The organism is Lysobacter daejeonensis GH1-9 (assembly GCF_000768355.1).
Taxonomy (GTDB): Bacteria; Pseudomonadota; Gammaproteobacteria; order Xanthomonadales; family Xanthomonadaceae; genus Aerolutibacter; species Aerolutibacter daejeonensis.
The window spans coordinates 82,107-101,460 of sequence record NZ_AVPU01000010.1; the positions used below are offsets into that span (position 1 = coordinate 82,107).

Annotated in this window: 21 protein-coding genes; 12 read left to right on the forward strand and 9 right to left on the reverse strand. The window is 68.2% G+C overall.

Annotated elements, in window-relative coordinates:
• The first annotated feature begins 22 nt into the window (after positions 1-22).
• Complete coding sequence (locus tag N800_RS15300) at positions 23-1,033, forward strand: aspartyl/asparaginyl beta-hydroxylase domain-containing protein (RefSeq protein WP_052108018.1); 1,011 nt, start codon at positions 23-25, stop codon at positions 1,031-1,033.
• Positions 1,030-1,899, forward strand: coding sequence for a sulfotransferase family protein (locus N800_RS07615; RefSeq protein WP_052108024.1), 870 nt, complete (start codon positions 1,030-1,032; stop codon positions 1,897-1,899). Before N800_RS15300 ends, N800_RS07615 begins: the two co-directional genes overlap by 4 nt.
• A 3-nt stretch (positions 1,900-1,902) precedes the next feature.
• Here the strand turns inward: N800_RS07615 and ppa are convergent, their stop codons facing one another.
• Both ppa and N800_RS07625 read right to left on the reverse strand, forming a co-directional pair.
• Positions 1,903-2,451, reverse strand: coding sequence for an inorganic diphosphatase (gene ppa / locus N800_RS07620; protein WP_036136646.1), 549 nt, complete (start codon positions 2,449-2,451; stop codon positions 1,903-1,905).
• Between the two features lie 311 nt (positions 2,452-2,762).
• The gene (locus tag N800_RS07625; protein ID WP_036136648.1) at positions 2,763-4,820 is read right to left on the reverse strand and encodes a sodium-translocating pyrophosphatase; all 2,058 of its coding nucleotides are present in this window, start codon (positions 4,818-4,820) and stop codon (positions 2,763-2,765) included.
• A gap of 189 nt (positions 4,821-5,009) precedes the next feature.
• Between N800_RS07625 and N800_RS07630 the strand changes: the two genes are divergently transcribed.
• On the forward strand, positions 5,010-5,528 hold the full coding sequence (locus tag N800_RS07630; RefSeq protein ID WP_036136649.1) for a hypothetical protein: 519 nt from the start codon (positions 5,010-5,012) through the stop codon (positions 5,526-5,528).
• 27 nt (positions 5,529-5,555) lie between these two features.
• Here the strand turns inward: N800_RS07630 and N800_RS07635 are convergent, their stop codons facing one another.
• Positions 5,556-5,990, reverse strand: a complete 435-nt coding sequence (locus tag N800_RS07635) for a hypothetical protein (protein ID WP_156962906.1) — start codon at positions 5,988-5,990, stop codon at positions 5,556-5,558.
• Positions 5,991-6,054: 64 nt separating this feature from the next.
• Positions 6,055-7,311 (reverse strand): 6-phosphofructokinase, encoded by a 1,257-nt coding sequence (locus N800_RS07640; RefSeq protein ID WP_036136652.1) that lies wholly within the window; start codon positions 7,309-7,311, stop codon positions 6,055-6,057.
• Positions 7,312-7,481: 170 nt separating this feature from the next.
• Between N800_RS07640 and N800_RS07645 the strand changes: the two genes are divergently transcribed.
• Together N800_RS07645 and N800_RS07650 are read left to right on the forward strand one after the other, a co-directional pair.
• Positions 7,482-8,060, forward strand: coding sequence for an adenylate kinase (locus N800_RS07645; RefSeq protein WP_036136654.1), 579 nt, complete (start codon positions 7,482-7,484; stop codon positions 8,058-8,060).
• Between the two features lie 43 nt (positions 8,061-8,103).
• Entirely contained in the window at positions 8,104-9,498 is a 1,395-nt protein-coding gene (locus N800_RS07650) for a Mur ligase family protein (RefSeq protein ID WP_052108037.1), read from the forward strand.
• Here the strand turns inward: N800_RS07650 and N800_RS07655 are convergent.
• On the reverse strand, positions 9,488-11,494 hold the full coding sequence (locus tag N800_RS07655; protein ID WP_036136657.1) for a bifunctional DedA family/phosphatase PAP2 family protein: 2,007 nt from the start codon (positions 11,492-11,494) through the stop codon (positions 9,488-9,490). The two genes, N800_RS07650 and N800_RS07655, sit on opposite strands and share 11 nt — an antisense overlap.
• A gap of 75 nt (positions 11,495-11,569) precedes the next feature.
• Here N800_RS07655 and N800_RS07660 point away from each other — a divergent pair, with 75 nt between their 5' ends.
• The 3 genes from N800_RS07660 to N800_RS07670 all read left to right on the forward strand — a co-directional run bounded on the left by N800_RS07660 (position 11,570) and on the right by N800_RS07670 (position 13,609).
• Positions 11,570-12,229 (forward strand): protein kinase family protein, encoded by a 660-nt coding sequence (locus N800_RS07660; RefSeq protein WP_036136659.1) that lies wholly within the window; start codon positions 11,570-11,572, stop codon positions 12,227-12,229.
• Positions 12,230-12,259: 30 nt separating this feature from the next.
• A complete protein-coding gene (locus N800_RS07665; RefSeq protein ID WP_036136661.1) occupies positions 12,260-13,075 on the forward strand; it encodes an SDR family oxidoreductase in 816 nt (271 codons plus the stop codon).
• 114 nt (positions 13,076-13,189) lie between these two features.
• On the forward strand, positions 13,190-13,609 hold the full coding sequence (locus N800_RS07670) for a VOC family protein (RefSeq protein WP_036136663.1): 420 nt from the start codon (positions 13,190-13,192) through the stop codon (positions 13,607-13,609).
• 42 nt (positions 13,610-13,651) lie between these two features.
• On the opposite strand, the gene N800_RS07675 is transcribed toward N800_RS07670, so the two are convergent.
• Positions 13,652-14,524, reverse strand: a complete 873-nt coding sequence (locus tag N800_RS07675; RefSeq protein ID WP_036136665.1) for an ion transporter — start codon at positions 14,522-14,524, stop codon at positions 13,652-13,654.
• Between the two features lie 118 nt (positions 14,525-14,642).
• Between N800_RS07675 and N800_RS07680 the strand changes: the two genes are divergently transcribed.
• Together N800_RS07680 and N800_RS07685 are read left to right on the forward strand one after the other, a co-directional pair.
• Complete coding sequence (locus N800_RS07680; RefSeq protein WP_036136714.1) at positions 14,643-15,869, forward strand: acetylornithine/succinyldiaminopimelate transaminase; 1,227 nt, start codon at positions 14,643-14,645, stop codon at positions 15,867-15,869.
• Positions 15,870-15,907: 38 nt separating this feature from the next.
• Complete coding sequence (locus N800_RS07685; protein ID WP_036136667.1) at positions 15,908-16,396, forward strand: P-loop NTPase family protein; 489 nt, start codon at positions 15,908-15,910, stop codon at positions 16,394-16,396.
• Positions 16,397-16,421: 25 nt separating this feature from the next.
• On the opposite strand, the gene hemL is transcribed toward N800_RS07685, so the two are convergent.
• Together hemL and thiE are read right to left on the reverse strand one after the other, a co-directional pair.
• Positions 16,422-17,714: a glutamate-1-semialdehyde 2,1-aminomutase gene (gene hemL / locus N800_RS07690; protein WP_036136669.1), complete on the reverse strand. Its 1,293-nt coding sequence runs from the start codon at positions 17,712-17,714 to the stop codon at positions 16,422-16,424.
• Between the two features lie 69 nt (positions 17,715-17,783).
• On the reverse strand, positions 17,784-18,431 hold the full coding sequence (thiE, locus tag N800_RS07695) for a thiamine phosphate synthase (protein WP_036136671.1): 648 nt from the start codon (positions 18,429-18,431) through the stop codon (positions 17,784-17,786).
• Positions 18,432-18,497: 66 nt separating this feature from the next.
• Between thiE and N800_RS07700 the strand changes: the two genes are divergently transcribed.
• On the forward strand, positions 18,498-18,689 hold the full coding sequence (locus N800_RS07700; RefSeq protein ID WP_036136672.1) for a rubredoxin: 192 nt from the start codon (positions 18,498-18,500) through the stop codon (positions 18,687-18,689).
• Between the two features lie 66 nt (positions 18,690-18,755).
• On the opposite strand, the gene N800_RS07705 is transcribed toward N800_RS07700, so the two are convergent.
• Positions 18,756-19,208 carry a DUF192 domain-containing protein gene (locus N800_RS07705; RefSeq protein ID WP_052108026.1) on the reverse strand — a complete coding sequence of 151 codons (453 nt, stop codon included), beginning with the start codon at positions 19,206-19,208 and terminating at the stop codon, positions 18,756-18,758.
• Between N800_RS07705 and N800_RS16290 the strand changes: the two genes are divergently transcribed.
• On the forward strand, positions 19,162-19,354 hold a 193-nt coding region (locus N800_RS16290; RefSeq protein WP_232227571.1), incomplete at its 3' end, for a hypothetical protein. The two genes, N800_RS07705 and N800_RS16290, sit on opposite strands and share 47 nt — an antisense overlap.

The following is a 19,354-nucleotide window of genomic DNA, read 5'->3' on the forward strand; positions in this document are numbered from 1 at the left end:
AACCGGACCACGGGGATCGACCATGAAGTTGCAGGTGCCATTCATCCAACTCCCGCTGCGCTTTGACGCGGCGCGCCTCGCCGCGGAGGTCGACGCACTCGGCGAAGGTGTCTGGCGCCCGCACCCGCAGGGTTTTCCCGGTAATTCAATGCTGCCGTTGGTGGCCGCTGGCGGCGACGCGGCGAACGAGGCCTTCAGCGGTCCGATGCGCCCGACCCCCGAATTGGAGCGCTGCCCCTACCTGTGGCAGGTGTTCGCGTCCATTGGCGCCACGGTTGGCCGGAGCCGGCTGATGCGCCTCTCAGGCCACGCGGAGGTCACCCGCCACGTGGACCAGGGCTACTACTGGATCGAGCGGGTTCGGGTACACGTCCCGATCGTCACCCAGCCCACCGTCCGCTTCGAGTGCGGCGGTGCCGCGATCAACATGGCCGAAGGCGAATGCTGGATCTTCGATACCTGGCGCCAGCACCGGGTGATCAACGACGCGGAGCGTTCGCGCATCCATCTGGTGATCGACACCGTGGGTGGCGCCGATTTCTGGCGGATGGTGGCCCAAGGGCGGCCGCACAGCGCGCCAGTGCAAGGCTGGTCTCCCAGGATGGTGGCTCCCGCTGGCGACCTGCTATCGCCGTTTGCGCTGGAAACCATGAACATTCCCGCCATCATGAGCCCGTGGGAGATGCAGTCGCATTTCGCGCTGCTGTTCAGCGAGGCATTGCCGAATCCGCAGTTGGGACGTGTGCAGCAGCTGACCTCGGGCTTGCTGGATGCCTGGCGAGGTCTGTGGGCCCGGTTTGGCACCGACCCTGCGGGACGTTCGCACTACCAGGCGACGATGGATCGCTATATCGCCGACGTGCGCGGTCCGGCGCAGACCTTGGGGCTGCGCAATGAGATCCGCTGGTTCAGCGCAATGATGGCGATGGTCGGCAAGGCCTCGATCAACGTGGCCGGCCAGGCCCCGCCGCCCGAATACGGCGACGAACCGATCCGCTCGGGTGCTGCGGCGATGGGGGCGATGCCGCGATGAGTGCTTCCTTGGACCCTTTGTTCGATCGGCCGGTCTTCATCGTTTCCACCCCGCGTTCCGGATCCACCCTGCTGTTCGAGACCCTGTCGCGTGCCAAGGGCCTCTACACCATCGGCGGTGAAAGCCACCAGCTGATCGAGTCGATTCCCGCGCTGAACATCCGCAACCGCGGCTATTCCTCCAATCGATTGCTTGCCGAGGACGCCACGCCCGACGTCGTGGCTGAATTGCGCCAGCGCTTCCATTCGGCCATGCGCGACCGTGACGGCCAGCCCCTGCCTGCGGGGGCAACGCGTTTCCGCATGCTGGAGAAGACGCCGAAGAACTCGTTGCGCATTCCGTTCCTGCGCGAAGCGTTCCCCGAGGCCCGTTGGGTGTTCCTCTACCGGGATCCGCGCCAGGTCCTGGGCAGCATGATGGAGGCCTGGCGATCCGGTCGCTTCAAGACCTATGTCGGCCTGCCGGGCTGGCCGCTGCCCTACTGGGCGTTGCTGCTGACACCGGGTTGGCAGTCACTGGCGGGCAAACCGCTGATCGACATCGTGGCCCGGCAATGGCAGGTCGCCACGGATCTGTTGCTGGATGACCTGGCGGCCCTGCCGGCGGGTGCCGCCACGTCGATTCGCTATGACGCCTTCCTGGCCGATCCGCAGCACGAGATGCAGCGCTTGTGCGAATGGCTGGGGCTTGAATGGGACCGTCCGCTGAGTGGCCCGCTGCCGTATGCCCGGCACACGGTCAGCAAGCCCGACCCGGACAAGTGGCGGGCGAAGGCCGCGGAAATCGAGCCTGCATTGCAGCGCGTGGCCACTACCGTGGAGCGTGCGGAAACGATGGCGGACGCATTGGCGACCGCCATCGCCTGACACTCAGAAGTTCGGCTTGTCCGCACTATCCTCGTAGCGCTTCATCGCCTCGACCAGCACGGCCTTGGCCTCGGCGGCGTTGCCCCAGCCTTCGATCTTCACCCACTTGCCCTTCTCGAGATCCTTGTAGTGCTCGAAGAAGTGGCCGATGCGCTCCAGCCAGTGCTTGGAGACCTGTTCGATGTCGGTGATGTGCGCGTAGCCGCCGAAGATCTTCGGCACCGGCACGGCGATCAGCTTCTCGTCGCTGCCGGCCTCGTCGGACATCTTCAGCACGCCGACCGGCACGCAGCGGATCACCGAACCCGGCACCAGCGGCAGCGGCAGGATCACCAGCACGTCGGCCGGGTCGCCGTCACCGCATACGGTGTGCGGCACGTAGCCGTAGTTGCACGGATAGCGCATCGGGGTGGACAGGATGCGATCAACGAAGATCGCGCCCGAAGCCTTGTCGACCTCGTACTTGACCGGCTCGGCGTCCTTGGGGATTTCGATGATGACGTTGATCTCATCCGGCGGGTTCTTGCCGGTGGGGACGAGGTCCAGGCCCATTGCGTGCTCCAGCTGCTGGGGGCCGCCTGACGGAGGAGGCCCGAGGGGGAAAGAGGGCGCCATTTTACGCGGGTCGCTGCTGCGACGCAGCAATGGGCTTTTCCGCATGGTCGGCGCGAGGCCAAGGGCGCACGCGTTGGACCTCGGGCCTGGGGCTGGCCCACGCGGCGCGGGCAGGGGCGGTAGTCGCGGGCCCGGCGGACCGCCACCCAAAGAAAAACGGCGATCGGGGGATCGCCGTTGAAGGCCCGGAGGTTCCCGGGCTGTCTGAAGCCCCCCGGCCCTACCGCGCCGGGGGTGGAGAGATCCAATTACAGCAGCGGCACCAGCAGCAGCGCCACGATGTTGATGATCTTGATCAGCGGGTTGATGGCCGGGCCGGCGGTGTCCTTGTACGGGTCGCCGACGGTATCGCCCGTTACGGCCGCCTTGTGCGCCTCACTGCCCTTGCCGCCATGGTGACCGTCCTCGATGTACTTCTTCGCGTTGTCCCACGCACCGCCGCCGGTGGTCATCGAGATCGCCACGAACAGGCCGGTGACGATCGTGCCGATCAGCAAGCCGCCCAGCGCCTTCGGCCCCAACAGCAGGCCCACAAGCACCGGCACCACCACCGGCAGCAGCGACGGCACGACCATTTCCTTGATCGCCGACTTGGTCAGCATGTCGACGGCCTTGTCGTACTCCGGCTTGCCGCTGCCGTCCATGATCCCCGGGATGGTACGGAACTGGCGCCGCACTTCCTCGACCACCGCGCCGGCCGCGCGACCGACTGCCTCCATCGCCATCGCGCCGAACAGGTACGGGATCAGGCCGCCGATCAGCAGGCCGATGATCACCATGTGGTCGGACAGATCGAAGCGCAGTGCCTCGGCCACCACGCCGGTGGCGGCCGCCTTGGCCGCCGCGGCCGTCTCCAGGTTGTGGGTGTAGTCCGCAAACAGGACGAGTGCAGCAAGAGCGGCCGAACCGATCGCGTAGCCCTTGGTCACCGCCTTGGTGGTGTTGCCCACCGCGTCCAGCGGGTCGGTGATGCTGCGCACCTCCGGCGGCAGCTCCGCCATCTCGGCGATGCCACCGGCGTTGTCGGTGATCGGCCCGTAGGCGTCCAGCGCGACGATCATGCCGGCCATCGACAGCATGGCCGTGGCGGCGATGGCGATGCCGTACAGCCCTGCCAGCGCGTGGGCGAAGTAGATCGCCAGGCACACCGCGATCACCGGCAGCGCGGTCGACTTCATCGACACGCCCAACCCGGCGATGATGTTGGTGCCATGCCCCGTGGTCGAAGCGGCCGCCACGTGCTGTACCGGCTTGAACTGCGTGCCGGTGTAGTACTCGGTGATCCACACGATCGCGCCGGTCAGCGCCAGGCCGATCAACGCGCAGCCGAACAGGTTCATCGCACCCAGCGGCGAGCCGCCCATCAGCGCGGTGGTGATCGGGTAGAACGCGATCGCCGCCAGTACCGCCGACACGATCACGCCCTTGTACAGCGCACCCATGATCGAGCCGCCGTCCTTCACCTTGACGAAGTACGCACCGATGATCGACGCGATGATCGACACGCCGCCCAGCACCAGCGGGTAAAGCACCGCGTGCGGCCCGATCTGCGTGGCCATCAACCCGCCCAGCAGCATCGTCGCAATGATGGTGACCGCGTACGTTTCGAACAGGTCCGCCGCCATGCCGGCGCAGTCACCGACGTTGTCGCCCACGTTGTCGGCGATCACAGCCGGGTTGCGCGGGTCATCCTCGGGGATGCCGGCCTCGACCTTGCCCACCAGGTCCGCGCCCACGTCAGCGCCCTTGGTGAAGATGCCGCCGCCCAGTCGCGCGAAGATCGAGATCAGCGACGAACCGAACGCCAGGCCGACCAGCGCGTGCAGCGCGTCTGCCTCGGCGTAGCCCATGTGCAGGTGCAGTACGGCGAAATAGCCGACCACGCCCAGCAGGCCCAGGCCGACCACCAGCATGCCGGTGATCGCGCCGCCGCGGAACGCCACGTCCATTGCCGGTCCCATGCCCCGGCGTGCGGCCTCGGCGGTGCGCACGTTGGCGCGCACCGACACGTTCATGCCGATGTAGCCAGCCGCACCGGAGAGGACCGCACCGATCAGGAATCCGATCGCGGTGGCCCAGTTCAACGCGAAGCCGATCACCACGAACAGCACCGCACCCGCGATGCCGATGGTCGTGTATTGGCGGTTGAGGTAAGCGCGCGCGCCTTCCTGGATCGCGCCGGCGATCTGTTGCATACGTTCGTTGCCGGCGGGTTGTGCGCTGATCCATCGCGCCGAGATGATCCCGTACAGGATCGCAATGACGGCGCAAGTGAGCGCCAAGGTCAAACCGTACTGCTCCAGCATGAACCCCTCCCCTAGAGTGGACACCAGGACTACGGATACTGCATCTGCGATGTGGCCGCGCGGGCAGCGTGGGGGGCCCGGCAACGGTTTGACTATGGCACAGGCGTGCGTGGGCGCGCACCTTGTGAACTCCGGGTTCAGCCCGGGCGTGCCAGCCTGCGACTTGGTTCACGAATGCCAGGAACCTCCATGCCGAAGTTCCACCACGTTTTCGCCGCGCTTGCCGTGGCGGCGTCGATAGCCGCGCCCGCGCGGGCCGCCGAGCAGCGGCCCGAGATCGCCCGCGCCGTCGCCCGGCCACAGGCCACCGGTGTACAGCACACGGTGAGGACCATTCCCGAGGCCTGTGCTCGCCTTGAGGGCGCCTTTACCGGCCAGTTGGCCGCGCCCTACCGGTTCGCGGTGGTACGCACCAGCGCGACGTGCCACCCGCGGGCCCGGTTCGTGGACGCAGCGAAAGCCCAGCCGTGGTCGCAATCGGGCTGGCTGCTCAACGACCTCGTCCGCGTGCCCAGCGCGGCCTGCCCGTCGCAGCAGGCGGTGGTGCGGGTATGGCGCAAGCCGGGCAGCGCCAGCCCGCCGGCGCTGGACGCCCAGGGCCGCGCGAGGATCTACCTGCAGGATGCGCAGAAAGAACTCCCCGCCAAGGCAGGTGCCACGCCCTTGTTTGCCGCCACCATGACGGTCGAGGGGGCCGCTTGCCGGTGATCGGGACCACCGGTTGACCCGATCAGGTCAGGGGCGTTGATCCGCGGTGGCGGCGTCCGCGTCGGCTTCCTCACAATTGCCGGACTCGCGGTTGTACTTCTCGTACGCGGCTATTGCCGCATCGAAGGCCGCCTCTTCCTCGGGCGACATTTCGAGCATTTCGATCCTGGCCTCGCCGGGCTCCGCCATGCCCACCTCGATCCCGTCGTTGGACGCTTCCGTCGCAGGTCCGCCAGCAACGTCCTCCGCGTATTCCGAGTCGTCGGTGGGTTGGCACGAGCGCCGTGCGGGCAGCGCGACCTCGTTCGTGGAAACGTCCTTGGCTACCTTGGTGCCCTCATGCGACGCTGCGGCGGGCAGGGTTTGCGCCGGCCGAGCCAGTGTGGCCAAGGGCCATGCAAGCGCCATCGTAAGCGCGGCAGTGAGCGGGAGGGAGGCGAGGCGGCTGTGCTGGGTCTTCATGACGGCCAATTCTTCCGTGGGACGACGGACACTACCGTTTCAATGGATGACTGCCTAGTGCTGATCAGTCCGTCCACGCATCGAGCGCCTTGCGCACCGGCAGGTTCTTCAGCGTCACATACTTGGGAATGCCATCACGCCCATACGGCGGTGGTGCCTCGCCGCGGATCAACGGCTCCAGGTAGCGTCGCGCGCCGTCGGTGATGCCATAGCCATCCTTGCGGATGAAGCCCGCCGGCATCTTCTTCTCGTGGTTGGCGACCTTCGTCAGCGGGGCTGCCTCGATCTTCCAGCGATACGGCGCATCCGAGGTGCGCACGATCACCGGCATCACCGCGTTCATGCCCTTGAGTGCGAATTCCACCGCGGCCTTGCCCACCGCTTCGGCCTGCGCCAGGTCGGTCTTCGACGCCAGGTGCCGTGCCGAGCGCTGCAGGTAGTCGGGCAGGGTCCAGTGCACCTTGTAGCCCAGCACGTCCTTCACCCGCCCGGCCAGGTGCGAGGCCACGCCACCCAGTTGGGTATGGCCGAAGGAGTCCTTGCCACCGCCCGCATCGGCCACGAAGCGCCCATCCGGGGTCTGGATGCCTTCGCTGGCCACCACCACGCAGTAGCCCACGCGCTCCACCGTGGCCTTCACCTTGGCGAAGAAGTCCGCCTCGTCATACGGCCGCTCGGGGAACAGGATCAGGTGCGGGGCGTCGTCCGGGCCTTGGCCCGCCAATCCCGCGGCCGCGGCCAGCCAGCCGGCGTGCCGGCCCATCGCCTCGTACACGAAGACCTTGGTCGAAGTGTCGGCCATCGCTGCCACGTCCAGCGCACACTCGCGCACCGACACGGCGGTGTACTTGGCCGCCGAACCGAAGCCGGGGCAGCAGTCCGTCACCGCCAGGTCGTTGTCCACGGTCTTGGGAACGCCGACACAGGTCAGCGGGTAGCCGAACTCCCTGGCCAGCTGCGACACCTTCAGTGCCGTGTCAGCCGAATCGTTGCCGCCGTTGTAGAGGAAGTACCGCACGTCGTGCGCACGGAACACCTCCAGCAACCGCTCGTATTTCGGCCGGTCCTGCTCCAGCGACTTCAGCTTGACCCGGCACGAGCCGAACGCGCCGCCAGGCGTGTGGGCGAGGGCACGAATGGCCGCCAGCGACTCCTTCGAGGTGTCGATCAGGTCCTCGCGCAGGGCGCCCAGGATGCCGTTGCGAGCCGCCAGCACCTTGATCTTGCGGCCCCGCGCGGTCTGGATGACGGCGGAGGCCGTGGCGTTGATGACGGCGGTGACCCCGCCGGACTGCGCATAAAGTAGGGTTCCGGAGGCCATTGTGGTTTCAGTGGTACAGGCCGGGATGCGGTAAAGTGACCAACGTTGACGCCCGGCAGGTGGGCCGCACTCCCCGAGTGTAGCGCCGCACTTGCCGATGGCGACCCCGGTCCGGCCGGGGTGGGGCCCCCCGCGCCCATACCGAATTTTCCGTTTCAGGAGTCACGTTGATGCGATTGGTTCTTCTCGGTGCGCCCGGTTCCGGCAAGGGCACCCAGGCCGCCCGCCTGAAGGAGCACCTGCAGGTGCCGCACATTTCCACCGGTGACCTGCTGCGCGCCGAAGTAGCCGCTGGCAGCAAGCTCGGGCTGGAGGCCAAGGAGGTCATGGCCCGCGGCGAGCTGGTCAGCGACGCCATCCTGCTGGGCATGCTCGAGGATCGCCTCTCGCGTCCCGACACCGCCAACGGCTTCATCCTCGATGGCTACCCGCGCAACCTGGCCCAGGCCGACGCGCTGGACGCGCTGCTCAAGCGCATTGGCCAGCCGATGGAATACGCCGTGCAGCTGGAAGTGCCGACCGAGCTGCTGGTCGAGCGCATCGCTGGCCGCGCCGCCGCCGAGGGTCGCGCCGACGACAACCCCGAATCCGTGCGCAAGCGCCTGGAGGTCTACGACAGCCAGACCGCGCCGGTGATCGAGTTCTACCGCCAGCACGGCCAGCTGACCGTGGTCGACGGCGTGGGCGCGCTGGACGAGGTGTTCCATCGTCTGGTCGAGGCGCTGTCGCCAACCGCCGACGTGGGGTAATCCTCGCTTGAAACTGCACATCCTCGGCATCGCCGGCACCTTCATGGGCGGCGTCGCCGCCCTCGCGCGCGAACTCGGGCACGATGTCGAAGGCAGTGACCAGGCGGTGTATCCGCCGATGTCCACCCAGTTGGAGCAGCTGGGCATCACCCTGAGCCAGGGCTACCAGCCCGAACACATCTCGGCCGATTGCGCCGAGGTGGTGGTCGGCAACGCCCTCTCGCGCGGCAACGCCGCTGTCGAACAGGTGCTGGACGACGGCCGCAAGTACACCTCCGGCGCGCAGTGGCTCAGCGAGCACGTGCTGCCCGGCCGCGACACGCTGGCGGTCGCCGGTACCCACGGCAAGACCACCACCACCACCATCCTGACGTGGTTGCTGGAGGCGGCCGGCCGCAACCCGGGTTTCCTGATCGGCGGCGTCGCCGAGGACTTCGGCGTGTCCGCGCGCGTGGGCGGTGGCCGCGAGTTCGTGGTCGAAGCCGACGAATACGACACCGCGTTCTTCGACAAGCGCAGCAAGTTTGTCCACTACCGTCCGCTGGTCGCGATCCTCAACAACCTTGAGTACGACCACGCCGACATCTTCCCCGACGTGGCCGCGATCCAGCGCCAGTTCCACCACCTGGTGCGCACCGTGCCGCGCCGCGGCCGCCTCATCGTCAACGGCGAGGACAAGTATCTGGCCGAAGTGCTGGCGATGGGCTGCTGGACGCCGGTGGAAACCTTCGGCCTCGACGCCAGCCTGATCCCGCAGGCCTCGGGCCACGAAGCCCATGGCGACCGCGCCGACATCGTCAGCGCCGCGCGCGGAAGCTTCAACTGGACCGCACGCCTGCTCAGTGCCGATGGCAGTGCGTTCGTGGTCGTGCACGATGGCGTCGACGTGGGCGAAGTGCATTGGCCGCTGGTGGGTCGTCACAACGTGATGAACGCGCTGGCCTCCCTGGCCGCCGCGCATGCCGTGGGCGTCGAGGTTGCCAGCGTGCTGCCGGCGCTCGCCCAGTTCCGCAGCGTCAAGCGTCGCCTCGAGGTCATAGGTGAGGCCGATGGCGTCACCGTCTACGACGACTTCGCCCACCACCCCACGGCCATCGCCACCACGCTGGCCGGCCTGCGGGCACGCGTGGGTGATGCGCGCATCGTCGTGGCCATGGAGCCGCGCAGCAATTCGATGCGCTTGGGCGCGCATGCCGACGCACTGGCGCCATCGCTGGATGGTGCCGATGTGGTCGTGTTCCTGCACCGTCCCGAACTGGCGTGGGACGCCGGCAAGGTCGTCGCCGCGGTGCGTGGCGAAGCCGTGACCGCGCCCGATTCCGACGCATTGATCGCCGCGTTGCGTGAGCGCGTGCGGACCGGCGACCACGTGGTGTTCATGTCCAACGGCGGCTTCGACGGCGCGCCGCGCCGCTTCCTCGCCACGCTCAAGGGCTGAGCGCGACTCCGTTGTCGGTGCGCAGTCGCAGCACCGGCATGCCGCCGATGGGGTGCAATTGCTCCAACGGCGCGAAGCCACGCAGGTCTTCGCGTATCAACGCATAGGTGGCGTGGCTGTCGGAAGCGGGGCGCCACAGCGACACCACATTCAGCGGCCGCCCCAGTTGCAGGGTCTGCGCCGTGCCGATCCACAGGGGTGTGCCATCGGCCAGCGCTGTCGGCGCATGCCACAACCGCAGCGCATGCAGGTCGCCGGCGGCCGCTCCGTCGCGCACCATCAGCAGGGCTTCGGCCTGCGCGTCCAGCGTGGCAGGCAGTACCGGGTACCCTGACGGCGGCCGCCCGCTGTCCAACAGCCCGATCGTGCGCACCCAGTCCGCCTGCGCCTGCACGCGCCAGCCTCGCGCTTCCAGCGCCTGCTGCAGCGGCGCCAACGGCCCGGCCACCTGCACGTCCAGCGGCCAGCGGCGGCGCACGTCCGTTTCGCTGCGGCGCTCCGGCAGGTTGCCCCAGTCGCGTTGCCACCAGTCGTCAAGCGCCACGACGCGCGTGGGTAGTGGCGCGGCGAATTTGGCCAACAGCGGGTCGGCCGCATGGGGTGCGTGCCATGCCGCCGCCAGCACGAAGCTGCCGTAGAACACCCACGCCAACGGCCGCATCCAGAACGAGCGCGCCACGTGCCGGCGGTAGGCGATGCCGAGCACCAGCAGCCACAGGATGCCCAGCAGCGTGCCACCCACCAGGTCCGACAGCCAATGCGCGCCCAGGTACAGGCGCGCGAATCCGATCACTGTGGTCACCACGCCCGCCAGCAGGTACGGCCACACCCGCTTGCGCCCCGGCAACTCGCGCGCGATCAGCACCGCGAAGAAGCCGAACACGATGGTGGACATCGTCACCGCCACCGACGGGAAGCCGAACCCCGCCGGTGCCGTCGGTGGCCGCGGCATGGTGATCGCCGCTTCCATCAGCGTGGTCAGCACCAGCCCGAACACGATTGCAGCCAGCCAGTGTGCGGCCGCCATCCAGCGCCGCCGCCACAGCAGGTAGCCCATGGTCAACGATGCTGCCGCGCCCAGCGTCGCGGGGTCGCCCAGGCTGGCCAGTGCGGCCATCAGCCGGTCTGCCAGCGGATTGCGCAGCGTCCACATGAAGCTGTTGAGCTGGTGGTCGATCGCCAGCGGCCCGCCGTTGGCGAGCAGCATCGCCGCGAGCGTGAACCAGGCCCAGCCGATGCCCAGCAGGCATACGCCCAGGATCACCAGAGAGGGCGATTCAGGTCGGTTGGGGTCCATCACCGCCGCCGCGTAGCGCCCCAGCCGTGGGTGCGCGCGGGTCCAGGCCAGGGCCTTCGCCAGCAGCGCGTCGGCGTGCTCGGCGAACCAGCGCCAGGTGTAGAGCACGCAGGCCCATACCAGCGCCACCGCCACCACGAGCGAGGCCAGCACCAGCGCCAGCCGGTCGGCCACCGCCGCCACTGCGTCGTACGAAGCGCCCAGCACCCAGCCCGGCGCCAGGAACAGCGCGGCCCACAGGAACGACGCGGCCAGGCTTGGCGGCACGTAGCGCCGCGCCGGCATGTGCAGCATGCCCGCGATGGCCGGCACGAACGGCCGCACCGCACCCACGAAGCGGGCGATGAAGATGCTCTTGATCCCGTGGCGCCGGAACATCGCCTCTGACCGGGTCAGCCATTGCGGATAGCGCGAGAATGGCCACGCCTGACGCAACCCGGGTCCCCAGCGGCGGCCCACCCAGTAGCTCAGCAGGTCGCCGGCGAACGCGCCCAGTGCGGCACAGGTCACCGCATACGGCCCGTTGATGTGCCCAAGTCCGACCAGCGCCCCCACCGCGAACAGCAGCGGCAGCGCCGGCACCACGATCCCCAGGATCACCAGCGCATCACAGAAGGCAATCAGGAACGCGATGGCCCCGGCGGCGACCGGGTGTGCGCTGATCCATGCGGTCGCGGTTTCGAGCCAGGCAGGTTCCATCGCCGGATTATAGGCAGCCGATCACGCAATGCCCGTGTCAGCGGGTTTGACGGGCCGATTCCGTACACTGATGCCATGTCCGTAACTCCAAGCGAAGTCGCCGCGCTCAAGGCCGACAGTTTTGGTCGCATCGCCCTCATGCGGGGCGCGGACGGCCTGTTCGTCCGTCGCGACCTCGGTTTCGTACCCCTCTGGCTGCGCCTGCCGGCATGGTGGCTGGCCCGGCGCGAAGCCCTGGCTCTGCGTTGCGTAGAGGGCCTTCCCGCCATGCCGCGCCTGTTGGCCTGGGACGGGCGCCGGCTCGACCGCAGCTACATGGAGGGCCACGCGATGTACCAGCGCCCGCCGCGCGGCGACGTCGCCTATTTCCACCGTGCCCGGCGCCTGCTGCAGCAGTTGCACCGTCGCGGGCTGGCGCACAACGACCTGGCCAAGGAAGCCAACTGGCTGGTGCTGCCCGACGGCGCGCCCGCCATCATCGATTTCCAGCTCGCCACGCGCGGCCACCCGCGCGCGCGCTGGATGCGCCTGCTGGCGCGCGAGGACCTGCGCCACCTGCTCAAGCACAAGCGCACCTACTGCCCCGAGGCGCTCACCCCGGTGGAGCGCCGCGTGCTCAAGCGCCACTCGTGGGTGCGCGAAGTCTGGTTCGCCACCGGCAAGCCGCTGTACCGCTTCGTAACCCGCCGCCTCCTGAAATGGGAGGACAATGAAGGCCAGGGCCCCAAGCCCTGAGCCTGGCCGCTCCTGCACCGAGAACTCCCCATGACCACCCTGTCCGGCAAGACCCTGTTCATTACCGGCGCTTCGCGCGGCATCGGTCGCGCCATCGCCCTGCGCGCCGCGCGTGACGGCGCCAACATCGCCATCGCCGCCAAATCATCGGTGCCCAACCCCAAGCTGCCCGGCACGATCCACAGCGTCGCTGCCGAAGTCGAAGCCGCGGGCGGGCAGGCCATCGCCCTGCGCTGCGACATCCGCGAGGAAGACGAAGTACGCGCGGCGGTTGCCGCCACCGTCGACGCCTTCGGGGGCGTCGACATCCTGGTCAACAACGCCAGTGCGATCTGGTTGCGTGGCACGCTCGACACGCCGATGAAGCGCTTCGACCTGATGCAGCAGGTCAATTCGCGCGGCAGCTTCCTGTGCGCGCAGGCCTGCCTGCCGTACCTGTTGCAGTCGCCCAGTCCGCACATCCTCACCCTGGCGCCGCCGCCCAACCTCGATCCCAAGTGGTGGGGGCCGCACACCGGTTACACCCTGGCCAAGATGGGGATGAGCTTCGTGACGCTCGGGCTGGCGGCGGAGTTCGGCCCGCAAGGCGTGGCGGTCAATGCCCTGTGGCCACGCACCGTCATCGCCACCGACGCGCTCAACATGATCCCCGGCATGGACCTCCAGGGCTGCCGCAAGCCGGAGATCATGGCCGACGCCGCGCATGCCGTGCTGGTGCGCCCGGCCGCCGGCTTCCATGGTCAGTTCCTCATCGATGACGAGGTACTGCGCGAGGCCGGGGTCACGGACTTCGCCGGTTATGCCGTCGACCCGTCGCGGCCGCTGCTGCCGGACCTGTTCCTGTAAGCGCCTCTTCAAGGCGGCGACGCCAGACAGGCGCGACCAAAGGACCATGTCCACGGCGTTGCACTCCGTCGCCCGCCCGCTAGGCTTTCCCGTTTCCTCCCCCAGGAGTTCCACGTGAAATACCTCCACGCCATGGTCCGCGTCCGCGACCTCGACGCCTCGCTGCGTTTTTTCTGCGAAGGCCTCGGCCTGCACGAAACCCGTCGCAAGGATTACCCCGAAGGCCGCTTCACCCTCGTGTACCTCGGTGCACCGGCCAATCCCGAATCAGAGGTTGAACTCACCTACAACTACGACGACGAGGACTACGGCAGCGCCCGCAACTTCGGCCACCTTGCCTTTGAAGTGGATGACATCTACGCCGCTTGCGCGCACTTGCAGGCGATGGGCATCACCATCAATCGCCCGCCGCGCGACGGCCACATGGCGTTCGTCCGCTCACCCGACCTGATTTCGGTCGAACTGCTGCAGAAGGGTGGGCGCCTGCCGCCGCAGGAGCCTTGGGCGTCGATGCCCAATACCGGCGTCTGGTGACTTTTCCCCGGGCTGGCGGCCGCTCCGGCCGCCGGCGCCGCGTCAGCCCATCGGCGCGGGCAACGGGTGGCCGCAGCAGCGGCAGTAATGCGCGGTCGGGTCATGTCCCTCCAGCCCGCATTCGGGGCAGCCGCGCCGGTCCAGGTGGCCCGTCTCGTGCGACGCCTCGCGCAGGCTGCTGGCCAACTCGGCGGTGTAGATCCCCGTCGGCACGGCGATCACGCTGTAGCCGATCAGGATCAGCACCGAGGCGATGAACCGTCCCAGCCCCGTCTGCGGCGCGATGTCGCCGTAGCCGACGGTGGCCATCGTCACCACCGCCCAGTACATGCTGCTTGGGATGCTGGTGAAGCCATGCGCCGGACCCTCCACCACGTACATCAGGGCCGCGAAGATCACCACCACGGTGATGATTGCGCTCAGGAACACGAAGATCTTGCGCCGGCTGCGCCACAGCGCGCCGGCCAGCACACCGCCTTCCTCCACGTACTGAGTCAGCTTCAGGATGCGGAACAGCCGCAGCATGCGCAGTACGCGCACCACCAGGAGGCTCTGGCTGCCGGGCAGCAGCACCGACAGGTAGCTGGGCAGGATCGACAGCAGGTCGATGATGCCCCACAAGCTCAGCGCATAGCGCAACGGGCGGCGCACCACCATCAACCGCACCGCGTATTCCACGGTGAAAAGCAGGGTGAACACCCATTCCAACGGATACAGCCAGTTGGCATGGCGTGCATGGAACGTGGGCGTGCTGTCGGCGATCACCACCAGCACGCTGGCCACGATCGCACCGATCAGCACCAGGTCGAAGTTGCGCGATGGCGGCGTATCGTGGCGATAGATGATGTCGAACCACGTGCGACGCCACCCCGATTCGGTGGCCGGATTGAGCTGGGGATCGAACAACAGGCGCATGGGGTCCTCCTCCGCGCATTCTCGCCTACCGCCGCGGCCGCCGCGACCTGCCCGGCTCCGACAGGCAGAGGTGGCCACAATGCGCGAAAATGCCGCGGCACCCCTTGGCCCCATGTCCATGACCTCCCAGACTTCCGACCTTTACGCCCTCGCCGAACGCTACTACCTGCCGGTCTACCGCCCGCGTCGCATCGTGCTCGATCGCGGCCAGGGCTCCCGCGTATGGGATCGCGACGGCCGCGAGTACGTCGATTTCGGCGCCGGCATCGCGGTCAACGCCCTGGGGCACGCCCATCCGGCCCTGCTCGCGGCCCTGACCGAGCAGGCCGGCAAGCTCTGGCACACCAGCAACGTCTTCGTCAGCGAGCCGCCGTTGCGCTTGGCCGAGGCCCTTGTTGCCGCTTCGGGCTTCGCCGAGCGTGTGTTCTTCTGCAACTCCGGCGCAGAGGCCAACGAGGCCGCGATCAAGCTGGCGCGCAAGTGGGCCAGCGCGCAGGGTCGCCCGCCCGAGCGTCGTGTCATCCTCAGCTTCCGCGGCAGCTTCCACGGCCGCACCCTGGCCGCCGTCACTGCCACCGCCCAGCCTAAGTACCAGGAAGGTTACGAACCGCTGCCGCCGGGTTTCCGCTATAGCGATTTCAATGATCTGGCTGCGGCCGAAGCGGCGATGGCCGCCGGCGACGTCTGCGCCGTGCTGGTCGAGCCGGTACAGGGCGAAGGCGGCGTAACCCCCGCGACGGACGCCTTCCTGAGTGGTCTGCGCGCCCTGTGCGATCGCCATGGCGCACTGCTGGTGCTCGACGAGATCCAGTGCGGCATGGGTCGCACCGGCCAACTGTTCGCCTGCCACGGTTATGGCGTCACCCCGGATGTCGTCACCCTGGCCAAGGCCTTGGGCAGCGGCTTCCCCATCGGCGCGATGCTGGTAGGTGCCAAGGCTGCAGAAACCATGCAGTTCGGCGCGCACGGCACAACCTTTGGCGGCAATCCGCTGGCCACCGCGGTGGCCGGCGCCGCGTTGCGCGAGCTGTCGTCGCCGGCGTTGCTGGCCAACGTCGCGCGCCAGTCGCAGGCGCTCCGTGATGGCCTCGCCGCGCTCGACGCCGAGTTCCACCTCTTCAGCGAGATCCGCGGCCGCGGCCTGATGCTGGGGGCGCAATTGCGCCCGGAGCATGCCGGCAAGGCGGGCGAGATCCTCGACCGCTGCGTCGAGCACGGCCTGCTGACCCTGCAGGCTGGCCCCGACGTGCTGCGCTTCGTGCCGGCGCTGAACATTGGCGACGAGGACGTGGCGGAGGGACTCAAGCGGCTGCGCGCAGCGTTGGCCCACGTCGTCGCCGGCTGAGCGCCACGCCTCGCCCCACATCGCGAAGGAATGCGGCCATGCAGCGGATCGTCATCATCGGAAACTCGGGCTCGGGCAAGTCAACGCACGCGAAGGCGCTGGCCGCCCGTCATGGCCTCGCGCACCTCGACCTGGACTCCATCGCCTGGGCGTCATCCACCCCGCCTGCCCGGCGGGCGTTGGCGGAAAGCGCCGTGGCCATCGCGGATTTCCAGGCCCAGCACCCGGGCTGGGTCATGGAGGGCTGTTACGCCGACCTGGCCGCACTCGCACTGGCGCGCGCCACCCGGCTGGTGTTCCTCAACCCTGGCATTGAGGCGTGCGTCGCCAACTGTCGCGCGCGGCCATGGGAGCCGCACAAGTATTCGAGCCCCGCAGCGCAAGACCGCAACCTGGCGATGTTGATCGCGTGGGTGCGCGGTTACGCCACGCGCGACGATGAATTCTCGCTGCGGCGCCATCGCGAGCTGTTCGATGGCTTCAGCGGCGATAAAGACGAACTCGTCCGGTTACCGCCGCTGGCCTAGGGACGCGAGCCCTGCTGGACCGCGCTCAGCCGGCCTTGGCCACCGCGAACGCCTCGCGCGCCGCCGCCACGGTATGGGCAATCTCGGCCTCGCCGTGCGCGCTGGACACGAAGCCAGCCTCGAACGCCGACGGCGCCAGGTACACGCCGCGCTCCAGCATCGCGTGGAAGAAGCGGTTGAAACGGGCGGTGTCAGACGCCTTCGCATCCTCGAATGTTTCCACCGGCCCTTCGCGGAAGTACAGGCCGAACATGCCCGGCGCGCGCGTGGTCGTGAACGCCACGCCCGCTTCGTGCGCAGCAGCTTCCAGGCCATCGCACAACGCGTGCGTGCTGCGCTCCAGCGCGTCGTGGAAGCCCGGCGCCTGGATCAGCTCCAGCGTGGCCAGACCCGCCGCCATCGCCACGGGATTGCCGCTCAGCGTGCCGGCCTGGTAGATCGGGCCCGCCGGCGCGATCTGCGACATGAGGTCGCGACGGCCGCCGTAGGCGCCCACCGGCATGCCGCCGCCGATGATCTTGCCGAAGGTGCTCAAGTCCGGGGTGATGCCATAGCGCTGCTGTGCGCCGCCCAGCGCCACGCGGAAGCCGGTCATCACCTCGTCGAAGATCAGCAGTGCACCGTGCTGCGTGCACAGCGCGCGCAGGTGCTGCAGGTAGCCGTCGCGGGGCAGGATGCAATTGGCGTTGCCGACGATCGGTTCGATGATCAGGCACGCGATCTCGCTGCCGACCTCGTCGAACAGCTTGGTCGCCGCCTCGAAATCGTTGTACGGCAGGGTCAGCGTCAGGTCGGCCAGCGCCGACGGCACGCCCGGCGAATTTGGCAGGCCCAGCGTCATCACCCCGCTGCCGGCCTTCACCAGGAAACTGTCGCCGTGGCCGTGGTAGCAGCCTTCGAACTTGACGATGCGCGAACGCCCTGTCGCGCCGCGTGCCAGTCGGATCGCCGACAGCGTGGCCTCGGTGCCGGAGTTGACCATGCGGACCATCTCGCAACTCGGCACGATGCGGGTGATCGCCTCGGCCATCGTCACTTCCAGTGCGTTGGGCACGCCGAAGCTCAGGCCATCGCGCATGGTCTTCGCCACCGCGTCCAGCACCTGCGGGTGCGCGTGGCCGGCAATCATCGGTCCCCAAGAGCCGACGTAGTCGACATAGCGGTTGCCATCCACGTCATACAGGTACGCCGCCTCGGCGCGCTGCGCGAAGAACGGCTCGCCGCCCACCGAACGGAAGGCGCGCACCGGGGAATTGACGCCACCAGGCAGCAGTTCCTGGGCGCGGGTGAAAAGGGCGTGGGAGCGTTCGGTGTTCATGGTCAGCCTTGGTGGGGAAGGGCCGGCTTGGGCCGGTGTCCGTCGAGAAAGTGGCGCCTGCGCAACGCGTCAAGGCTCAGGCAGGCGGCGTATGGGGTCGAAGCAGCGTTGGTAGGCACGCACCGCTGCAGAAGGATCCGGCGCGTCAAACACCCCAGAGATCACCGCCAGCAGCTCGCAGCCGGCCTCTGCCAGCGCGCGCCCATTGTCCGGCGTGATGCCACCGATGGCCACCCGCGGCACGCCCAACGCGTCGCTGTCGTGCAACAGGCCAAGCGATGCGCGGCGCGCTTGGGGTTTGGTCGGCGACGGAAAAAACGCCCCGAACGCGACATAGCTGGCGCCCGCGTCGACGGCGTCGCGCGCGAGGTCCAGTGAGTCGTAACAGGACGCGCCCAAGATTGCGGCCGGGCCCAAGGCCGCTCGTGCAGCCCGCAGTTCACCATCGTGCTCGCCCAGGTGGGCGCCAGCTGCGCCGACATCCCCAGCCAGCCGCCAATCATCATTGATGATCAGCGGCACGCCATGTCGTGCGCATAGCGCCAGCAAGCCCTCTGCTTGCGAGCGGCGTGCGGTCCCGTCGATGCACTTGTTCCGGTACTGCAGCATCGCCACGCCCTCCGTCAGCACGGCATCCACCCGCGCCAGTAGGCGTGAGGTGTCAGTTTCGTCGGGGGTGATGGCATACAGGCCGTGGCGGGGCCAGCGGGGCGACATGGGCAGCTTCCGTGGTCGCGGGGCCAATGGGACAATGCCCGCCCGCAATCAGCCCATTATCCGCCCATGACCAACCCGTCCGCGACCGCCCCCTTCCGCACCTGGATGTGCGTTGTCTGCGGTTTCATCTACGACGAGGCCGCCGGTCTGCCGGAAGAGGGGATTCCCGCGGGCACCCGCTGGGTTGATGTTCCCGACACGTGGACGTGTCCGGATTGCGGCGTTGGCAAGGACGATTTCGAGATGACCGAGGTCTGAGCGGGTGCCGCACTCTGCCCTGCGTTACCGGCAGTTGCTCGCCCGCGGGCGAGCCCCCCGTCGCCCTCAGGGCACGTGGATGCCCGGCCCGAACGTCAGCTCCGCGCCATCCTGGAGTCCCAGTTTCTTGGCCTCGCCGGCATTCAATTCCAGTACGAACCGGGCGGGCGCCGAACTGGGGTAGGGCGGGCAAGCGTTTCCGAGCGTGCACGGCGGCACGTCCCGTTGCTGGGACACCAGCCGCCGCGCGTCGTCGAAATACAGGATGTCCAGCGGAATCCGGGTGTTTTTCATCCAGTACGCCTGCATCTCCTCGCGCTCGTGGATGAACAGCATCCCCTGTTCGCCGCCCAGCGAGTCCCGGAACATCAGGCCGCGCGCGCGCTCGGCGTCGTCATCGGCAATCTCCACCGCGTATCGCGCGCCGCCCAGTTCCACCCAGGCGCCCCGTGGCGCTGTGGCGCAGCCACTCATGGCAGCGGAAAGCGCGGCGCAGGCGGCAAGCAAGTGGAAGCGCATGGCAGACCTCGGGACGGAAGGAACTGCATTGTTCGCAGCCGCCCGCGTGATGCGTCAAGCATGGAACGCGTACTGCTGGTTCGATGCGCGAGTCGCCGGCCGGCAACAATCCCGCGATTACCCCTTCCCAAACGCGATGTGCATGT